Origin of the sequence: Actinotalea subterranea (genome assembly GCF_008364845.1) — a bacterium.
In the GTDB taxonomy this organism is placed as follows: domain Bacteria; phylum Actinomycetota; class Actinomycetes; order Actinomycetales; family Cellulomonadaceae; genus Actinotalea; species Actinotalea subterranea.
Genome location: NZ_VTTP01000005.1, coordinates 1 through 19,942, shown reverse-complemented (window position 1 = coordinate 19,942; position 19,942 = coordinate 1). Strand labels below are relative to the sequence as shown.

At 74.3% G+C, this 19,942-nt stretch carries 14 protein-coding genes; 6 read left to right on the top strand and 8 right to left on the bottom strand.

Annotated features, from left to right (window positions below):
- Positions 1-155: 155 nt before the first annotated feature.
- Positions 156-4,136, bottom strand: coding sequence for a type VII secretion protein EccCa (gene eccCa / locus FZ988_RS10325; RefSeq protein WP_149203959.1), 3,981 nt, complete (start codon positions 4,134-4,136; stop codon positions 156-158).
- Positions 4,137-4,279: 143 nt separating this feature from the next.
- On the opposite strand from eccCa, the gene FZ988_RS10320 reads away from it, so the two are divergent.
- Entirely contained in the window at positions 4,280-5,662 is a 1,383-nt protein-coding gene (locus tag FZ988_RS10320; protein WP_149203958.1) for a hypothetical protein, read from the top strand.
- Positions 5,663-5,753: 91 nt separating this feature from the next.
- Entirely contained in the window at positions 5,754-7,313 is a 1,560-nt protein-coding gene (locus FZ988_RS10315; RefSeq protein WP_149203957.1) for an RDD family protein, read from the top strand.
- 25 nt (positions 7,314-7,338) lie between these two features.
- Here FZ988_RS10315 and FZ988_RS10310 read toward each other — a convergent pair whose 3' ends face one another.
- The 7 genes from FZ988_RS10310 to FZ988_RS10280 form a co-directional block, all read right to left on the bottom strand.
- Positions 7,339-8,715, bottom strand: a complete 1,377-nt coding sequence (locus FZ988_RS10310) for a S8 family peptidase (protein ID WP_149203956.1) — start codon at positions 8,713-8,715, stop codon at positions 7,339-7,341.
- A gap of 18 nt (positions 8,716-8,733) precedes the next feature.
- Positions 8,734-10,155 carry a S8 family peptidase gene (locus FZ988_RS10305; RefSeq protein WP_149203955.1) on the bottom strand — a complete coding sequence of 474 codons (1,422 nt, stop codon included), beginning with the start codon at positions 10,153-10,155 and terminating at the stop codon, positions 8,734-8,736.
- A gap of 349 nt (positions 10,156-10,504) precedes the next feature.
- Positions 10,505-11,968: a hypothetical protein gene (locus tag FZ988_RS10300; RefSeq protein ID WP_149203954.1), complete on the bottom strand. Its 1,464-nt coding sequence runs from the start codon at positions 11,966-11,968 to the stop codon at positions 10,505-10,507.
- An 18-nt stretch (positions 11,969-11,986) separates the two neighbouring features.
- Complete coding sequence (locus FZ988_RS10295) at positions 11,987-13,360, bottom strand: S8 family peptidase (RefSeq protein WP_149203953.1); 1,374 nt, start codon at positions 13,358-13,360, stop codon at positions 11,987-11,989.
- Positions 13,357-13,878 carry a hypothetical protein gene (locus tag FZ988_RS10290; protein WP_149203952.1) on the bottom strand — a complete coding sequence of 174 codons (522 nt, stop codon included), beginning with the start codon at positions 13,876-13,878 and terminating at the stop codon, positions 13,357-13,359. Before FZ988_RS10290 ends, FZ988_RS10295 begins: the two co-directional genes overlap by 4 nt.
- A gap of 67 nt (positions 13,879-13,945) precedes the next feature.
- Positions 13,946-14,230, bottom strand: coding sequence for a WXG100 family type VII secretion target (locus FZ988_RS10285; protein WP_149203951.1), 285 nt, complete (start codon positions 14,228-14,230; stop codon positions 13,946-13,948).
- A 29-nt stretch (positions 14,231-14,259) separates the two neighbouring features.
- On the bottom strand, positions 14,260-14,571 hold the full coding sequence (locus tag FZ988_RS10280; protein WP_149203950.1) for a WXG100 family type VII secretion target: 312 nt from the start codon (positions 14,569-14,571) through the stop codon (positions 14,260-14,262).
- Positions 14,572-14,879: 308 nt separating this feature from the next.
- Between FZ988_RS10280 and FZ988_RS10275 the strand changes: the two genes are divergently transcribed.
- The 4 genes from FZ988_RS10275 to FZ988_RS10260 all read left to right on the top strand — a co-directional run.
- Positions 14,880-16,229: an EsaB/YukD family protein gene (locus tag FZ988_RS10275; RefSeq protein ID WP_149203949.1), complete on the top strand. Its 1,350-nt coding sequence runs from the start codon at positions 14,880-14,882 to the stop codon at positions 16,227-16,229.
- A gap of 4 nt (positions 16,230-16,233) precedes the next feature.
- Positions 16,234-17,622 carry a type VII secretion protein EccB gene (gene eccB, locus FZ988_RS10270; protein WP_149203948.1) on the top strand — a complete coding sequence of 463 codons (1,389 nt, stop codon included), beginning with the start codon at positions 16,234-16,236 and terminating at the stop codon, positions 17,620-17,622.
- Positions 17,619-18,926, top strand: coding sequence for a S8 family serine peptidase (locus FZ988_RS10265; protein WP_149203947.1), 1,308 nt, complete (start codon positions 17,619-17,621; stop codon positions 18,924-18,926). The genes eccB and FZ988_RS10265 overlap by 4 nt, the downstream gene beginning before the upstream one ends.
- A 204-nt stretch (positions 18,927-19,130) precedes the next feature.
- Positions 19,131-19,942, top strand: an 812-nt coding sequence (locus FZ988_RS10260) for an RDD family protein (protein ID WP_188079068.1), incomplete at its 3' end; no start/stop codon positions are given.

The following is a 19,942-nucleotide window of genomic DNA, read 5'->3' as shown; positions in this document are numbered from 1 at the left end:
GGCGCCGCCCTCGGCGACCGGGTGTGCCGAGGGACCGCGCGCGGGCGACAGGGTGCGCCGATGCGCCGGCGCCGGGCGGGTACGTGGGCTGCGAGGTGTCCGCAGGGGCATACGCCCGCGCGCCGCCGCCGGGTCTCGCCAGCGGCGGCGCGCTGCTAGAGCGTCGCGGGGTCGAACGCGAGCTGGACGACCTCGCGCCCGCGGTCGCGGGTCACGAGCTGACCGCGTCCGGGGACGCCGGGGACGGGCTTGGCGCCACCGATGAGCGCGCCCTCGTCGGGGCTGCCGGACAGGACGATGCCGGGTGCCGCGAGGTCCTTGAGCGCCTGGAGGACGGGCTCGTACATCGCGCGGCCGGCGCCACCGGTGCGGCGCGTGAGCACGAGGTGCAGGCCCACGTCGCCGGCCTGCGCGAGGAGCGGCACGAGGGGCGTCAGCGGGTTGCCGGTGGACGTAGCGACGAGGTCGTAGTCGTCGACGAGCACGAACACCTCGGCGCCGGTCCACCAGGAGCGCGACCGCAGCTGCTCGGGCGTCACGTCGGGCCCGGGCAGGCGGCTGCGCAGGTACTGCGCGAGCCCGGCGATCTCGGCCTGCGCCTGCTCCTGGGTCGTGAGGTAGCCGGCGAGGTACTCGTCGGGGATCTCGCCGAGCAGGGACCTGCGGAAGTCGATCGCGAAGATCTGCGCCTGCTTGGGGTCGTAGATGCGGCGGACCTCGGACGCCACGCCGCGCAGCAGCGCCGACTTGCCGGAGCCGCCGTCACCGAACAGGTACAGGTGCGGGTCTTCGCTGGGCTGGATGCCCACGGGGCCGAGGGAGGACTCGTCGACACCCAGGAGGATGCGGCTGGTGTCCCCACCGGCCATGGACCGCACCTGGTCGAGCGAGATGTGCTCGGGGAGCAGTCTCAGCTTGGGACCGCTGGGCCCCTGCCAGTGCGCGTTGACGGTCTCGATGAAGTGGTCGACGCCCGTGCCGAGGGTTCCGGCGTCGCCCGAGCCGTCGATGCGCGGCAGCGCCGTGAGCACGTGGTGCTTGCTCATGGTCAGGCCGCGGCCGGGCCGGTCCTTGGGGACGTTGACGGCGACCTTGCGGTCGATCTCGGAGTCCATCGGGTCGCCGAGGCGCAGCTCGAGCTTGGTGCCGAAGACGTCCTTGACCTGCGTGCGGAAGTCCATCCACCGGTTCGCGGTCGCGATGAGGTGCAGGCCGAACGTGAGGCCGCGCCCGGCGAGCGCCTGGATCTCAGGCTCGAGCTCGTCGAACTCCGCACGCACGGTGCTCCACCCGTCGACGACGAGGAAGATGTCGCCGTACCCGTCGTCGGCCCGGCCCTGTGCCCGCCGCTGGCGGTAGGTCTCGATGGAGTCGATGCCGTTGGTGCGGAAGTACAGCTCGCGTGCGTCGACGATGCCGCCGATCTCCGCGACGACGCGCCGCACGACGTCGGGCTCGGCGCGCGAGGCTACGCCCGCGACGTGGGCGAGGTTGCGCAGGGGGCTGAACGTGCCGCCACCGAAGTCGAGGACGTAGAACTGCACCTCGAGCGGGGTACGGGTCAGGGCGAGCGAGGCGACGACCGAGCGCGCGGCCGTGCTCTTGCCGGTCCGCGGCCCGCCGACGATCGCCATGTGGCCGGCGGCGCCGCCGAGCGCGATCGCGAGGTTCTCGCGGCGCTGCTCGAGCGGACGGTCGACGATGCCGAGGGGGATGACGAGGTCGCCGGCCTGCCGCCACGCCGGGGACACGAGCCCCAGCTGCGGGTCGGCCGTGAGGTCGGGCATCAGCTGGTCGAAGGACTGCGGGACGACGAGCGGCTCGAGCCACACCTGGTGCGCCGGGCGCCCCTTGCCGCGCATGCGCTGGACGGCGATGTCGAACGTCGCCCGCGTCTCCTCGGCGTCCTCGACGACCGGTGCCGGGGCGTCCTCTGTCGGCGCCGTCATGAGCACGGGTGCGGCGGTGAACGGCTCGAGACGAGCGCCCGCGGTGCGTCCGCCGCCCGCGGCGGCCGTCCGCCGTCGGGCGCGTGGCGGGCCCGAGACGTACGACGCGCGGAACTGGATCATCGTCGTCGTGTCGGGCTTGAGGTAGCCCATGCCGGGGACGGCGGGCAGCGTGTAGGCGTCCGGGACGCCGAGGACGGTGCGCGACTCCGCTGCCGAGAAGGTGCGCAGGCCGATCCGGTAGGACAGGTGCGAGTCGAGCCCGCGCAGGCGGCCCTCCTCCAGGCGCTGCGAGGAGAGCAGCAGGTGCATCTGGAGGGACCGGCCGAGGCGGCCGATCGCGACGAACAGGTCGACGAACTCGGGCTTCGCGGACAGCAGCTCGGAGAACTCGTCGGCGACGATGAGCAGGGCTGGCAGCGGCTCGAGGTCGGTGCGTCCGCCGGTCCGCGCCTTCTCGTAGTCCGTGACGTTGGCGAAGTTGCCGGCGGCGCGCAGCAGCTCCTGGCGGCGCGTCATCTCGCCCTGGAGGGCGTCCTGCATGCGGTCGACGAGCGTGAGCTCCTCGCCGAGGTTGGTGATGATCGCCGAGACGTGCGGCATGTCCGCCATGCCGGCGAACGTCGCGCCACCCTTGAAGTCGACGAGGACGAAGTTCAGGTCCTCGGACGAGTGGGTCAGGGCGAGCGCGAGGACGAGCGTGCGCAGCACCTCGGACTTGCCGGAGCCTGTGGCGCCGATGATGAGGCCGTGCGGGCCCATGCCCTGCTGCGCGGACTCCTTGATGTCGAGCGCGATCGGCTGGCCCTGGGACGTGAGGCCGATCGGCACGCGCAGCCGGTCGCGCTGGAGCCGGGGGCGCCAGTGCACGGCGGGGTCGAAGTCCCGCACGTCGCCGAGGCCGAGCAGGTCCACGAGCTCGGCGGAGACCGCGGGGGAGTCGTCGCGGCGGGGACCGGACTCGAGGTAGAGCGGCATCAGGCGCCGGGCGGCGGCCTCCGCGTCGGCCAGAGACATCTGGTCCGCGATCGCGTGCACGGGCGAACGCCCCAGGTGGAGCACCTGCACGGGCAGCCGGCCGCGTCGGGCGCCCGAGAGACCCGCCGCCGCGCCGAGGGTCAGGCGCAGGGTGCCGGGCTCGCTGAGCTCCTCCCACCGCTCCGGCAGCTCGAGGGACGTGACGCCGAGGACGCCGTCGGGCGTGAGCACGGCGTTGCCGGGGTGCACCTCGCCGCCGTCGACGACGACGAGCACGTGCGGGACGAGCGGGGACTCGCTGTGGCCGAACCGGGGGCGGTCCGGCAGCCCCTCGGGGAGCAGGTCCTCGAGCTCCGCGAGCGTGCTCGCGATCATGCGCGCGGGCCCGACGGCGTCACGCACGCGAGGGCTGTGCGTGTGGGGGAGCCACTTGGCCCAGTCCCAGTCGGCGAGCGCGGACGGGCTCGCGAGGACCGCGATGCGCAGGTGCTCGGGGGAGTGGAACGCCGCGAGGTGGCTCACGAGGGCCCGGGCGAGGCCGCGCGCCTCCTGCTCGTCGCCGGTGATCTCCAGGCGCGCCGCGGACCGCAGGTCGACCGCGAGCGGGATGTCGTGCTGCACCTGGTGCGTCACGAGGAAGCGGTGGGCGGCCGAGGCCGAGACCGGGTCGAGCTGGGCGAGCGGCGGGGTGTCCGGCGGGTCGAGCGTGAGGCACAACGGCTGGTCCGACTGGCCGACGCGGACGTGCAGGAAGTCGGCGTGGTCCGGCTGGCGCTCCCACACGCGGCTGCGCTCCTCCGCGATCACGGGGAGCGAGCGCGGGTCGGGGTTGTTCCACTCGGCGTTGCGGCGCTGCTGACGCGCGGCCTGGCGCACCGTGGTGCGCAGCTCGGCGAGGTAGGCGAGGTACTCGCGGCGCGCGCCGACGATGGTCGCCTGGTGCTGGGACCGCTGCCGCCAGCCGTTGACTCCCACGAACCCGAGGGACGCGACGAGGAACATGCCCGCGGCGATCATGCCGCGCCCGTTGGGCTGCGACATCGCGACGAACACGATGCTGCCGACGCTGCCGAGCATCGGCAGGGCGCTGGAGAGCATGCCGCTGATGCCGTCGGACGGCGCGATCTCCGGGGGCGGGAGCACGGTGACCTGCCCTGTCGGCACCGTCGGCGGGGTGACCCGCTGGCTGTGCGTGGGGGCTGCTGTCATCGTGGTGCTCGCTCTCGGCCGGCGCCGCCTGGGTGCTGAGCCGAGCCCGACACTCGCAGCACGGCCGAGGGGCGTGCTGCCCCCGGCGCACACCCTAATATGAGCGCGTCCAGGCGTGGCGCGGCTCTCAGGGGGAAGACGGTGTGAATGCACCCGTTCGGGCCCGCGTAGGGCTGCGCGTCGGCTCGCGCACCGTCGACGTCGCGATCCCCTCGGGGGTTCCGCTCTACGAGGTGCTGCGCGAGGTCGACGTCGACCTCGACGACCCGGGACTGACGATCGTCGACTCCGCGGGCCGGCAGGTGGACCTGTACTCCACGACGGGCGACGAGCTGCCCGACGGCGCCGTGCTGCACGTCGTCACGCGCACACCCGTCGCACGCGCCACGCAGGGCGGCCACGCCGCGCACGACCCCGCCGTGTCGAGGCCCGTCGCCTCGCCCTGGTGGCTCGGGGTCGCCGGCGCCGGAGCGGTCGTCCTGGTCGCGGTCGTGGCCCTCGGCATCGTCGACGGCTCGGCGGCGTCGAGCGCCTCCGACCGTCTCGGGCTCGCTGTCGGCGTGGGCCTCGCGGCGCTCGCGCTCGCGGTCCTGCCGAGCCGGCCTGGCGCCTTCGGTGCGACGTGGCCGACGGTCGTGGCGACGCTCGCCGGTGCCGCCGCGGGCGCCGTGACGGTCGACCCCGCGCTCGCGGCGTCGGGGCGCCTCATGGCCGTCGCGGCCCTGGCCGGTGCCACGGCGGTCGCGGCCGCCCGGTGGGGTACGGCGCGTCGCACGCGGGACGCCGCGGCAGACCTCGCCGTCGTGCTCGTCGTGGTGCTCGGTGTCGCGGCAGCGGCCTGCGCCGCGACCCTCCTCCTCGCCGTGCCCGCCGCGCTCGCGGCCGCCGTGCTGCTCGGCGGGGTCCCGCTCGCGCTGCGTGCGCTGCCGACCCTGTGCGTCGACGTCCCGGACGACCAGCTCGTGGACGTCACGCACGTGGCGCGCACCGCGTTCGCTGTGCGCACCCCCGTGCGGGAGCCCCTCGGTGCCGTGAACGACCGGATGGTCCGGCGCACCGTGCGCAGCGCCGAGCAGCGACGCGACGCGGGCACGGTCATCCTGAGCCTCACCGCGCCGCTGAGCGCCCCGTTCCTGCTCGCCGCCGCGGAGCCCGGGACCCTCACCGGGTGGGCGGCTCTCGGTGCGTGCGTCCTGGTCCTGCTCGTGCTCGCCTTGTCTCCCCGCACGACGCGCGGCGTGCTCGTGCGCTGGGCGCCCCGCGTCGCCGCCGTCGCGCTCCTGCTCGAGCTCGCGACGCTGGGCACGGTCGGTGCCGGGGACCGTGCGCTGCTGGGCACGGTCGTCGCGCTCGGCCTGGGCCTCGGCGTCGTCGCCCTGAGCCTGCCGATCGGGCGAGGGTGGCGGTCGGTCGGGTTCTCCCGGTTCGCGGACGTCCTCGAGGCCCTCGGCATCGCGCTCGCGCTCCCGGCGGCACTCGTCGCGGCGGGCGCGATCGAGACCTTCCGCCTCCTGACGTCGGGCTGAACGGCGCCCGCCCGGTGACCGCGCGCGTTGCTACGCTGTGGCCGCTCGGGGCAGCCTCGAGCGCCGCCCCGCGTGACCAGGAGGGGGACGCGTGAGCGCTCCGACGGCGCAGCAGCACTGCCCGACCTGCCAGGCGCCTGTCGCGCCCGGCAGCGCCTTCTGCACCCGCTGTGGCGGGCCTCTCGCAGCCGTCACTGTCATCGCCCCGGTCGTCGACGACGGTCAGCAGTGGGGTGGACGACGCCGCGACCGGCGGTCCACCCGCGGCGCCGGGCACGGTGCTGCCGCCGGCGAGGCGGCGCGCGGAGCGGTCGCCACCCAGCCGGGGACCCAGGGCTACGGCTACGGCGCCGGTGGAGCACCCCAGGGCTACGGCGCGCAGGGGTACGGCACCCAGGGCTACGGCGCGCTCGCGGGTGCGCAGGACCCGTTCTCCGCGCTCGGCCCCCAGACGGGTGGGTTCGTGCCGGGGCCGCCCGCCCCGCCCGGGTCCCACCACGCACCCGGGCAGACCGGTGCGTCGGCTGGCGCGTACGTGCCGGCGCCCGGCGCCCCGGCTCCCGCCCACCACATCTCGCTCGGTCCAGCGTTCGACGGCGTCACGCCCGCCGGTGCAGGACGCCGCGTGGGGGCCTACGCCCTCGACGCCCTCGCGGCCGGCATCGTCTCGGGTGCCGTCCTGGGGCTGACGCAGAGCCCGGTGTACGCCGCCCTCGCCGCCGGCGAGCTCGCCGCGGGTCTCGTCGTGTGGGAGGCGCGCAGCGGGCGCACCATCGGCAACGCCGTGCTGGGGTTGCGCACGGCGAAGCTCGAGACGCCGTACGCGCCGGGGCTGGGCCGGGCCGTCGGCCGGGCGCTCCTGCTCGGCGCGAGCCACCTCGTGCTCGGCGTCGGGCAGTGGTTCCTCGTGGCCTCGGGCGCCTTCGACGCGACGGGCCGGCGTCAGGGGTGGCACGACAAGGCGGCGCGCACGGTCGTCGTCGACGTGCGGGCCCTGCGGATCACGGACGTCGCGCCCCCTGAGTTCGTCCCACCCGTCGTCGTGTCGGCGCCCGACGTCGTCGCAGTCGCTCCCGAGACCTACGCCGGGCCTGGGGCCTACGCGGAGCCTGAGGCCTACGCGGCGCCTGGGGCCTACGTCGGGCCCGCGGTACCCGTCGGGGCGCTGGTCGGCCCCCCGCAGTCGCTTCCACCGGCACCACCCAGCCCCGGTCCTGCGGGTCCGGTCGGCCCTGCGGCTCCGGTGGAGCCCGTCGCGCAGCCGCTCCCTGTTGCCCCGGCCGCACCGGTGGCGTCGGCACCGGCGCTCGGAGCTGCGACGTCGTACGTCGTCACGCTCGACACGGGTGTCGCGATGACGGTGTCGGGAACGGGTTACGTCGGGCGTCGTCCGCAGGCGCCCGAGGGCGAGGTCGTGGACCACGTCATCGAGATCGACGACCCGGGACGGTCGCTCTCGCGCACGCACGCGCGGTTCGGCCTCGACGCCGGTGGGTTCTGGGTGGAGGACAACGGCTCGGCCAACGGGACGTTCGTGCTGGGCGCTGACGGGTCGTCGCTCCAGGGCGTTCCCGGTGAGCGCCTGACCGTGCCCGAGGGCGGCACGGTTCGCCTCGGCGAACGCACGTTCACGGTGCACGCGATCCGCTGAGCCGCCCCACGGCTGCCGCCGTCGCTCAGGGTGCTCGTGGTGCGGTGTGTGTGGGTGGGTTCGGTGGGCCGGGTCGCTGGCGGGAGCGGACGACGGCGACGACGACTCCCGCGACCAGGGCGAGGGCCAGGACGCCTGCGCCGACGAGCAGCAGGGGGCTGAGGCCGTCTGTGTCGGTTCGCTTGTCGTCGCGCTCGGGCTTGGGTGCGGCTGTCGGGGTCTGTGTCTGGTCCGGTGCGGGTGTTGCGGTCTGGCCTGCGCCGACCACGTCCTCGTAGGAGGGCTCGAGGCCCTCGCCCTGCAGGAGCAGGGGGTTGGTGTCGGGGTAGGTGGTGGGGTCGGTGGTGACCATGGCGTCGACGTTGACGACGCCGTAGCCCCAGGTGTCGTCGCGTAGCAGCTCGCCGTTGTGCCCGGAGGTGGTGCGCAGCAGGGACTGGATGATCTGGTTGGCGGTCGCGTCCGGGTGCGCGGACCAGGCGAGGGCGAGGGCACCGGCGGTCCAGGCGGTCGCGTTGGAGGACCCGTTCGTCAGGTCGTAGGTGTTCCAGGCACCGTCGGACCAGCGCAGCGAGCGGATGCCATCACCAGGCGCGACCACGCCCAGCTGAGGGCTCGCCACGGCGGCGTCGGGCAGCTCGAGCGAGGCATTGGCGGACTCGACGGCGATGACCCCGTTGGCGCTCGCCGGCCACTCGAACCGGCCGGAACCATCCTGCTGGCTGGCCGCGACGATGATCACCCCTTCACGCTGGGCGAGAGCAAGCGCAGCGTCCCACTCGTCAATGCCGGCCATCGTGCTCCACGAGCTGCTGATGATGTCCGCCCCGGCGGCGATGGCGTCCTCGACGGCGAGTGCGAAGCCGTCGAAGGTCCCGTAGCAGGACTCCTCGTCCGTCACGGGATAGTGGAGGACCCGTGCGCCGGGCGCGACGCCCAGCACGCCCGGGTGGCCGTCCGCTCCCATGCCGTTGCCGATGATGAGCGACACCATGCTGGTCGCGTGCTCGGCCTCCGCGCTGTTCGAGGCGTTCGAGGGGCCCTGTCCCTCGCACCTGGCGAGGGGGTCTGTCGCGAGGTCGGTGCCGACGAGGCTCGGTGCGTGCGCGTTGATCGCTCCGTCGAACACGGCGACGGTGATCCCGTCGCCGGTGACCGACTGGTGGATCTCCTCCAGGCCGGGGGCGGTGTAGTACCACAGGCCCTCGGCGTTCGGGTCGACCGCGGTCGCGAGAGGCGACGCGGACGCGCTGGTGCCCGCCGCCGAGGGCTGGGGCGCCGCGACCGCCGAGGTGCTCGCGAGGGTCGCGGCGCACGTAGAGGCGAGCCCCAGCAGGGCCGCGCGGGCCAGGGTGCGTGCGGCGTTCGGGTGCCGTCGCAGCGGCGCGCGATGAGCGGTCATGTGGGTTCCTCTCGTCGCTCACGGTGCTCGTGGTGCGGTGAATGTGGGCGGGTTCGGTGGGCCGGGTCGCTGGCGTGAGCGGACGACGGCGACAACGACTCCCGCGACCAGTGCTAGGGCCAGGGCGCCGCCCCCGACGAGCAGCAGGGGGCTGAGGCCGTCTGTGTCGGTTCGCTTGTCGCCGCGCTCGGGCTTGGGTGCGGCTGTCGGGGTCTGTGTCTGGTCCGGTGCGGGTGTCGCGGTCTGTCCCCCACCGAGCACGTCCTCGTAGGAGGGCTGGAGGCCCTCGCCCTGCAGGAGCAGGGGGTTGGTGTCGGGGTAGGTGGTGGGGTCGGTGGTGACCATGGCGTCGACGTTGACGACGCCGTAGCCCCAGGTGTCGTCGCGTAGCAGCTCGCCGTTGTGCCCGGAGGTGGTGCGCAGCAGGGACTGGATGATCTGGTTGGCGGTCGCGTCCGGGTGCGCGGACCAGGCGAGGGCGAGGGCACCGGCGGTCCAGGCGGTCGCGTTGGAGGACCCGTTCGTCAGGTCGTACGTGTTCCAGGCACCGTCGGACCAGCGCAGCGAACGGATGCCCTCACCCGGGGCGACCACGCCCAGCTGGGGGCTCGCGACGGCGTTGTCCGAGCGCTGGAGCGAGGCGTCCGCGGACTCGACGGCGATGACACCGTTGGCGCTCGCCGGCCACTGCAGAGCGTCGGAGCCGTCGTGCGGGCTGGCTGCGACGACGATCACTCCCTCGCGCTGGGCGCGGGCGAGGGCCTCGTTCTCGATGTCGGTGCCGACGCCGTACTCCCTGCTCCAGGAGTTGCTGATGATGTCGGCGCCGGCGGCGATGGCGTCGTCGACAGCGTCGGCGAAGCCCGTGAAACTGTCGTTCGGGCCGTAGCACCCATCCTCGTCGTACCGGGAGAAGTGCAGGACCCGCGCGCCGGGGGCGACGCCCAGGACGCCCGGCTGGCCGTCGGCACCCGCACCGTTGCCGATGATGAGGGAGATCATCCCCGTGGCGTGCTCGGCACGGACGTCCGTGGACACTCCTCCGCCCGCGCCCTTCGAGCCGTCCTCCTCGTCACACCCGGACCGTGGCTGTGTCACGAGGTCGGTGCCCACGAGGCTGGGCGCCTGGACGTTCACCGGTCCGTCGATCACGGCGACGGTGATCCCCTCGCCGGTCACCGACCGGTGGATCCCCTCCAGGCCCGGGGCGGTGTAGTACCACAGACCCTCGGCGCTCGGGTCGACCACGGCCGCGAGTGGCGACGCGGACGCGCTGGTGCCCGCCGCCGAAGGCTGGGACGCGGCGACGGCAGAGGTACTGCCAAGGGTCGCGGCGCACGTAGCGGCGAGGCCCAGCAGGGCCACGAGAGTCAGGGTGCGCGGGGCGCCACGGTGCCGTCGCAGCGGCGTGCGATGAGCGGTCATTGCCTGTCTGCGCACGTCTTCCTCCATCGTCATCCCCCTGTCGGCGGCGGTGGCGCCTCGCCCCCGACACCTGGCGGGGTCGGGAGCGATCGTCACGAACACCGGGTCCGTCGGGCCCCGTGGCCCCTGACGGACGCGTACGTCGTACGTCGTGCGGCGGCGGTCAGAACTGTGGCCAGGCCACTGTGCGTCTCCATCTGCGTCTGCTTCGAGCGTGCCGTCGGCTGCAGAGGCTCCGCGAGCCGTAGCCGCCTCCCCTGCGGCGCGTAGCGGGCCAATGAACTGTGCACACCTGGCCGGTCGACACCCCTCCGGAACGCACTGAGCCCCGGGGTCCGTGTGACCCCGGGGCTCGTGTGCAGACCTACCAGCTCTCGTCGTCGATCTCGACGGGTGCGGCCTCGACGCGGGCCTGGCCACGGGAACCTGCGCGTGCGCCGGCGCCGAGGGCGGTCGTGCCGGGCTCGTCGTCGATGTCGACGTCGGGCGCGAGGTATCCGCCTCCGCTGCCGCGGCGCGACTTCGAGCTTCCGCCCGCCGCTCCGCCGCCGCCACCCATGCCACCGGCCATGCCGGTCGCGCGTCCACCGGCCGCCGAGCCGTTGGCCGCGCCAGTGGTCGAGCTACCGGCGACGAGCCCCGACTGTCCGCTCGTGGTGCCGCCGAGGCCCGATCCGGTGCGTGCACCCGCGCCGAGGCCGGCTCCGGCGGTTCCCGAGCGGCCTGCGGAGCTGCCGAGCGAGCCGGCGCCGAGGCCAGTGCCGCCGCGGCCACCCGAACCCGCACCTGCGCCCCCACCGACACCGCCCGCGGATCCTGATCCGGCGCCGCCCAGGATGCCCCGCATGCCGCGGCCGAGGGCCGCTGCTCCGAGCGCCGCGCCGCCGATGCCCACGCCGCCCGCGAGTGCGCCGCCGGCGCCCCCGTATCCCGCGCCGTAGCCGCTGCCGCCTACGCCGGTGCCGGCGCCACCCGTGCCGTTGCCGCTGCCACCAGGCACCGTGCCGGTGACGTCACCGTCTGCGTTCCCGTCCCCGGGGGTCCAGGGGTTGGGGTCGATCGCGACGTTCGTCCAGTCCGGGGTGGTGGGCGTGTCCACGTCAGGGTGGTTCCACGTGGGGTTGTCGGTCGCCACCGGGTCGAGGGAGATGAGGTCGCCCATCTCGTGGGGGCCTGTGATCACCGAGGGGCCGTCGGGGTTCCACGGGTTCGGGCTGGGCATCGGGTAAACGGGCGGCCTTGTCCCGTCCGGGGGAGTCGTGCCGTCCGATCCGGCGTCGTCGCCAGCGTCGTCACCGTCCCTGCCGCGGTGCGTGACGCGTGACGAGGCGGGCGTGGGCATGGCAGTCGCTGCGGACTGCAGATCCTGCTCGAGCGCGGCGAGGGCCTTCTGGGCGGCGGCTTCCCGCTCCTTCTCCCGCTCGTTGCCCCAGATCTCCGCCGCGACCGCACCGGTGACGGCGCCCGCGGGGCCCGCCACGACCATCCCGCCGCCGGCGATCGCCACCTTCTGCCAGGGCTCGAGGTCACCCGAGGGCAGGTCGGCGTAGGCCTGCTGGGCGCGCTCGACCGCGGCCTCCGCCTTCTCGGCGACCTTCGCGGCTTTGGTGAACTCGTCCGCGCGCGTGTTCAGGTCCTTCGCGACGGCGACGAACTCCTCCCAGCCTGCGTCGGCGCTGATGCCGGTCATGCCCAGGTCGCCCGCGATACGCCGGAGGTCAGCGGCTGCTGCGTCGAGGGTCTGCGCCGTGCTCAGCACGGCGCTCGTGTCCTTGATCGCAGGGGTGAAGGACATCGCCCGTGCGAGCCGTTCAGAGGGCTTGGCCATGTGGGTTCCTCTCGTCGCTCAGGGTGCTCGTGGTGCGGTGTATGTGGGCGGGTTCGGGGGGCCGGGTCGATGGCGGGAGCGGACAACGGCGACGACGACTCCCGCGACCAGTGCTAGGGCGAGGGCGCCTGCGCCGACGAGCAGCAGGGGGCTGAAGCCGTCTGTGTCGGTTCGTTTGTCGTCGCGGTCCGGCTTGGGCGCGGCTGTCGGGGTCTGTGTCTGGTCCGGTGCGGGTGTCGCGGTCTGTCCCCCACCGAGGACGTCCTCGTAGGAGGGGTGGAGGCCCTCGCCTTGCAGGAGCAGGGGGTTGGTGTCGGGGTAGGTGCTGGGGTCGGTGGCGACCATGGCGGGAATGTTGACGGCGCCGTAGCCCCAGGTGTCGTCGCGGAGCAGCTCGCCGTTGTGGCCGGAGGTGGTGCGCAGCAAGGACTGGATCATCTGGTTGGCCGTCGCGTCCGGGTGCGCCGACCACGCGAGGGCGAGGGCGCCGGCGGTCCACGCGGTCGCGTAGGAGGACCCGTTCTTCAAGCCGTAGGCGTTCCAGGCGCCACCGGACCAGAGCAGCGAACGGATGCCCTCGCCCGGGGCGACCACGCCCAGCTGAGGGCTCGCGACGGCGGCGTCGGGGAGCTCTAGCGAGGCGTTGGCGGACTCGACGGCGATGACTCCGTTGGCGCTCGCCGGCCACTCGAACCGGTCGGAACCATCCTGCTGGCTGGCCGCGACGATGATCACCCCTTCGCGCTGGGCGAGAGCGAGCGCGGCATTCCACTCGTCGGAGCCGGCAGGGGTGCTCCACGAGTTGCTGATGATGTCCGCTCCAGCGGCGATGGCGTCCTCGATGGCCTTGGCGACGCCGCTGAGGGTGAAGCACTCGGCCTCGTCGGAGTAGTGCAGGACCTCCGCGCCCGGCGCCACGCCCAGGACGCCCGGTTGGCCGTCGACGCCCTGGCCGTTGCCGATGATGAGCGAGACCATGCTGGTCCCGTGCTCGGCGTTCTCGTCCGTGGACACCCCGCTGGACCGCCCCGTCTCGTCTTCGCCGGTGCACGGGGGATCAGGCCGTGTCACGAGATCGGTCCCGATGAGGCTGGGCGCCTGCACGTTCACTGGTCCGTCGATCACGGCGACGGTGATCCCCTCGCCGGTTACCGACTGGTGGATCCCCTCCAGCCCCGGGGCGGTGTAGTACCACAGACCCTCAGCCGCCGGGTCGACCGCGAAGCTCGTCCCGGGCAGGCTCGGCCCCGCCGCCGGCACCAGCGGTGCGGCGACGGCCGAGGTGCTCGCGAGGGTCGCGGCGCACGCAGCGGTGAGCCCCAGCAGGGCCATGCGGGCCACGGCGCGCGGGCCGTCGGGGTGCCGTCGCAGCGGCGTGCGATGAGCGGTCACGAAGTGGCCGCGCTGTCGCCCCAGCTCGTGGGGGCCGGAGCGGAGGCGGCCACGGGAGGAGCGGAGGTCACCGGCGCCGCGGGGGTAGGCGAAGGCGTCGTGGCGCCGCCGTCGAGCTTCGTCAAGATCGCGTCCATGCGCGCCTTGGCGTCCGCATCGGTCGCGAGCAGGTCAGCGGCGTTCTGGGCGAGCGTGGTCGCCAGTCCCTCCGTGTACATGCGGAGCTTGGATAGGCAACCACCCAGGTCGCCAAGAGTGGTGGCGTATGCACTCGCGAACGTGCCGGCACCTGGCAGCGAGGCCCAGCGTTCGCTCGTCTGCTTGGCCTGGATGCCCTGGATCTGGGTCGTGATCTCGTCGAGCTCGGTGAGCAGCGCCTGGATGTTGTCCAGCCGCTTCTCGACGACCTCCATCGTGAGAGTGACCTGTCCGCCCACGTCTTCCTCCATCGTCATCCCCCTGCCGGCGGCGGTGGCGCCGCGCCCCCGATCCCTGGCGGGGTCGGGGGCGAGCGTCACGAACACCGGGTCCCTCAGGCCGGGTGAGGCCTGAGGAACGCGTACGTCGTACGTCGTGCTGTGGCGGTCAGAACCGCTTGGCGTTGCTCGACTCGGCGGACTGGTAGTCCTGGCCCGAGGTGTCCACCGCGCGGCCGATGTCCGAGAGGAGGGCCTTCATGTCGGTGATCGCGGCCGTCCACTTGGCCTTGGCGGCCTCGTACGACGACGCGGCCTCGCCCGACCAGTTCGCGCGCAGCGGCTGCAGCGAACGGTCCATCGCGGCGAGGGTCGCCTCGAGCTGGTTGGCGCCGGTGCCGATGTCGGCGGCGGCCGCGTTCACGCTGGAGAAGTTGACCTTCAGATCGCTCATCTGTCCTGGCCTTTCGTCACTGGGTCCGGTCAGCCGAGGCGGCTGGTGAGGTTACGCATCGCCGACGACTGCGCGTCGTCGGTCGCGGTGTAGGTCGTCTGCGAGGAGATCAGGTTCGCCTCGAACTCGTTGAGAGCGCTGACGATCTTGTTGGCGTCCTCACGCCACCGGCCCATCAGGGTGATGAACGCCGTAGCGCCCTGACCCGTCCAGGACGATCCGATGCCGGCGAGCCGGCCCTCCAGGACTCCCAGCTCACGCTGCAGCTCGCTGCGCGACTGGGCCACTGCGTCTGCGCCTGCCTTGAGCGCACCATCGGCTGCGGAAACTTCGCCAGCCATAGCCACCTCCCCCTACCACGACCCGTCGCGGGCCAACGAATTGCGCGCAACCGGACGGTCGACGCGTACCCCCCGGAAACAGGGCGCCGCGGCCAAGACTAGGGGAACGTGATCGACGCCGCGCAAGTGTGCACATGCCCGGTGCGCCGGATTGGCCCCATTCGGGTGAAGGCGTGAGCTCACCCGTTCGCCGGCCAGGGCCGACCGGGGGAGGGCGGGCGCGGCGGGCCCCGGACACGGTGACCCCCGGTCCTCACTATGCTGACCGCCGACGTGACCGACCCGCTCGAACCGACCGAAGGACCGGGATGACCGCAGCCACCTCGACACCCGGCGCGCTCGGCACGCTGGTCCGGGTGTCGGTCACCGCCGGGGGGCGGACGGTCGACCTCGGTGCGCCCGGCAGCGTCCCCGTCGCCGAGCTCGTGCCCGGCCTCGCGCGCACCCTCAACCTCCTCGACCCGACGACCGTCCACGGGGGCTTCCGCCTCGTGCGGTCCGACGGGATCGTCCTCGACTCCGACCGCAGCCTCCAGGCGCAGAACGTCGACGACGGGGCCCTCCTGACCCTCGAGTCGGGCGCCGAGGTCGCGGACGTCCGCGTGTACGACGACGTGGTCGAGGCCGTCGCGGACGCCGTCGAGGGCCAGTACGCCCCCTGGACGCCGCACGACTCCGCGCTCACGGCCGTCGTGGCTGCAGCCGCCTTCATCCTCACGGGTGCCGTCCTGCTGCTCGGGGCCGACGCCGCCTCGCTGTTCCCGCCCGTCATCGCCGGGGTCGGTGCCGTGCTGGTCGTCGCCGCCGCCGCCGTCGTGGCCCGCGTCGGTCGCCACGACCTGGGCGCACGTGCCCTCGTCCTGACGGCGACGGTCCTCGGCCTCGTCGCGGGCCTGACCGCCGGGACGGGCGCCGTCACGTGGGGCTGGCCCGTCGCGTTCGCCGGCGTCGGCATGCTCCTCGTCGCGGCCCTCGGTGTGCCCGCCCTCACCTCGGGCCGTGAGGTATGCGTCGCACCCGGCGCGCTGGGCCTGACGCTCGCGGCGGTCGGTTCGATCGTCGGCGGCACCGGCGCGGCCGCGGGTACCGTCCTCGCGGTCGTCGTGGCGATCGTCGTGACCGCGGGCAACGGCATCCCCTGGCTCGCCCTCGCGAGCACCCCGCTGCGGGTCGTGTCGCCGCGCAGCGACGCCGAGATCCTGCTCGACCCGCCGCCCGTCGACCCGTCACAGGTCCGCGAGCAGTACGGGCGCGGTCACCGCCTCCAGGTCGCGCTCCGCGTCGCGGTCGCCGCCCTCACGCTCGTCGCGGCCCCCGCCGTCGTCGGCACGGGCGTGCCCGGGACGCTGCTCGTGACCGCCGCGTTCGTCGGCATGCTCCTGAGCGTCCGCCAGACCTACTCGCGGCAGGACGTCCTCGTCGTCATGGGTGCGGGCATCCTCGGGCTGACCCTCACGGGCGTCCTCGCGGCCGGCGCACACCCGCACTGGCGGCCCGCGCTCGCCCTCGTGTCGGGCGGCGCCGCGGCCATGGTCATCGCGCTGAGCCTCGTGGCGCCGCGCCAACGCGTCGCGATGGGCCGGACGGCCGACACGCTCGAGCTGCTCTGCCTCGCCGTCCTCCTGCCCCTGGGCGTCGCCGCCGCCGGGCTGGTCTGACGCCGTGGCGAGCAAGAAGGACCTCGTCGAGGCCCAGACCTTCAGCCGACGTCGCCTCCTGACGGCGTTCGTCTCGGGCGCACCGGGCGGTCGCGAGCTCGAGCCCACCAAGCCCCTGCGCGCGGTGGTGAGCGGCATCGCCCTGACCGGCCTCCTCGTCGTCGGCAGCCTGGTCGCGGGCCTGCTCAAGCCCAGCCTGCCCGACGGGTGGGACCACAACACGCTCGTCGTGACCAAGGGGAGCGGGTCCCGGTACGTCGCGCTCGACGGCGTCCTCTACCCGGTGCTCAACACCACGTCCGCCCGGCTCCTGGTCTCCGGCGGGCTCGAGGTCGTGCAGGTCGACGAGAAGAGGATCGCCGAGACGCCGCGAGGGATCACCGTCGGGATCCCCGGGGCGCCCGACGAGCTGCCGGCACCCGACAGCCTCATCGGCACCGCCTGGCTCGCCTGCACCGATGCGCAGGGCGCGACCACGACGGTGCTCTCGCGAGGGGAGCAGCCCGAGGCGCTCGCCGCGGCGGTGACCGCGCAGGACGCCCCGGCCGAGGCCGGCCTGCTCGTGCGGACCGGCGGCGACCAGTACCTCGTGACGAACGGGCGCAGGCACCTCGTGCCGCGAGCAGAGACCGTCGCGGTGCTCCGCGCCATCGGCCAGGAGACCGTCGTGCCCTGGGACGTCAGCGCCCAGTGGCTCAACCTCTTCGCGCCCGGTGAGGACCTCGAGCCCATCGTCGTCGAGGGCGCCCGGTCCCAGGTGCCCGCAGGCACGGCGGCGCCGCCCGACGCCGTCGTCGGCTCGGTGCTCTCGGTGTCCGACGCCGACGGCCGGCGCTACGTCGTCGACTCCCGCGGGGAGCTCGCCCCGCTCAGCGACTTCGCCGAGCAGCTGTACCGCCTGGGCTCGGGAGCCGACGTCGGCCCGGACCTCGAGGTCACCCTGGCGCAGATCCAGGGCATGCCCACGTCCGCCTCGCCCGCAGGGGGCGCGGACTGGCCCACCGAGGTCCCCGCGTCGCTGCCCGACGGCGAGCCCGCGTGCGCCTTCCTCCTCACCGACACGCAGGACGAGGGCGTCGAGCCCACCGTGCACCTCGTCTCCGGCCCGGACGTCGCGATCGAGCAGGAGGCGGCCACGGTGTGGGTCGAGCCCGCCGGTGGCGCGCTGGTCCGCGCCAGCGGTGGCGCCGGTGTCGCCGGCCCCGTCCAGCTCATCGACCAGACAGGCCGCGCGTTCGCCCTGCCCGATGCGAGCGACGACGTCCTCACGCGGCTCGGCTACACGAGCGAGGACATCGTCACGGTGCCCCAGACGTGGCTCTCGCTCTTCCCCACGGGCCCCGCGCTGACGGTCGCGGCCGCCCAGCAGTCCGCCACGGTCTCGGCCGGATGACGGCCGGCGTGCCGCGCGTCGGACGCCGTGGCAGGGCGCGCGCCCTCGTGGCGGTGCTGGCGCTCGCCGGTGCCCTGGGGCCGCTCGGTGCCTCGGCGGCGGCCGCAGTCGCCGCAGGCCCGCCGACACCGTCGCTCCTGCCGACCGCAACCTCTGAGTGCACGCCCGAGGTCGTCACCTACGTCGAGGCGACGCCGCCCGCGCTCACGCGCCTGGGCGCGGCCCAGGCGTGGGACCTCGCGACCGGCGCGGGCGTCGTGGTCGCCGTCGTCGACTCCGGCGTCGACACGGGCAACGTCCACCTCACGGACGCGGTGCTGCCGGGCGTCGACCTCGTCGAGGGAACCCCGGCCGGGCACACCGACACCGCCGGCCACGGCACCGCGATCGCCGGACAGATCGCGGCTCGCCCCGACGAGCGCTCGGGCGTCATCGGCCTCGCGCCGGGCGCCACGATCCTGCCCGTCCGGGTCTACGTCGCCGACGACGACCAGGCGCGGGAGCTCGGGACGGCACCACGGACCGACCGCATCGCGGAGGGGATCCGCTACGCCGTCGACAACGGCGCCCGCGTCATCAACGTCTCGATCAGCTCGACGGTCGACGACCCGGCTCTGCGCGAGGCCGTCCGCGTCGCGACCGAGCGGGGCGCGCTCGTCGTCGCGAGCGCGGGCAACCGGAACACCGCCCAGGACACGAGCGACTCCCCGCGCTACCCCGCCGCGTACGACGAGGTGCTCGCGGTCGCCGCGCTCGACGACGCCGACCGGGTCACCGACGACTCGATCCACGGGGCGCACGTGGACGTCGCCGCGCCCGGGACCAACGTGCTGACGACCTACCACGCCGCCGGCGACTGCATGCTCGCCGGTGGTGAGGCCTCGACGAGCTTCGCGACGGCCTACGTGTCGGCGGCCGCCGCGCTCCTCGTGGAGCGGTTCCCGGACGAGACCCCCGCGCAGTGGGCGCACCGCCTCGAGGTCACGGCGGCGCGCTACGACGTCGACGCGCGCGACGACCGGTGGGGCTGGGGGGCGATCCGGCCCGCGCTCGCGCTCGCGTTCGTCGACGACGGGAGCGCCCCGGGCCCGCCCAGCCCCGTCCACGAGGCGCCCCCGGCGGTCGAGACGGAGCCCCAGGTGCTCGGCCTCGGGGTCCACGAGGACGCGCTCGCTCCCGCCCAGGACCTCACCGTGTGGTGGGTGCTCGGGGTGTCCGTGGTGTGCGTGGGTGCGCTCCTCGCCTCGCGGCTCACACCCCGCCGCGCCCGCCCCCGCCCCTCGGCAGGCAAGACCGGCCCCTGACCCGGACCGGACGGCGTCGGCGTCACACCGCGCGCCATTTCGGGTGAGGATGGGGTCTCAGGTCGGCGTCGCTTCGTGCCGATGCCTCCAGGGGGCGCGCCGCGCGCCACGCGTCGGTGTGCCCTGCAGCAGGATGCGACGTCGAGGACCGAGCAGAGAGGTGCCGAGGACCGGATGCCGACTCCAGGAGCAGTGCCCGCGAGCATGGGCAAGCGTCTGCTCGCGTACGTCATCGACTCCGCCGCGTACATGATCATCGGCGGCGGGTTCGTCATCGGCGGTCTCCTCCCGCTCCTCGCCGGGATCACTGACCCCGGCCGGTCCCAGGTGTCGCCGTCGCCCCTGCTCGCCGTCGGCTGGCTCCTCGTGGTCGCCTTCGGCATCGTCCAGTGGTGGCTTCTCGGGACGCGCGGCTTCACGGTCGGCAAGCGCCTCGTCGGGCTCCGCGTCCTGTCCGCCGTCGACGGCCGGCCCATCGGCATGGGCCGCGCCTTCCTCAGGCTCCTGATCCCCGCGGCCGGCAGCCTCGCGGCCGGCATCGGGCAGCCCCTGGTCTACGCGTCGCCGTTCTTCGACTCGAGCGGACGCCGCCAGGGCTGGCACGACAAGGTCGCCGGCTCGATGGTCTTCGACGTCACGGTGGGCGTCGACCCGTCGGCCGCACCGGGTGCGTCAGGGCCCGACGCCGCACGCCGCATCGACGGCCTCCTGCGCGCCCAGGGCGTGCCCCCTGTCGCGCCGGGCGCTCCCGCACCGGGCGCCCCCGCACCGGTCGGCCCGCCGCGCGGCGAGCAGGAGGCGTACCTGAACCGGCCTGCCGGCGTGCCCGGCCCGCCGCCGCCACCGCCTGCCCCGCTCCTGCCCCCGCGCGTCCCGCCGACGCCCGCCGGCGGCATCCCGGTCGCCGGCTCGGCGCCCGTCCCGCCGCCCGCTCCGGCACCCGCGACGAGGAAGAGGAGGTTGATGCCGTTCCCGAGGAAGATCACGCCGAGGAGCACGCGGGACAGCGAGCGCTC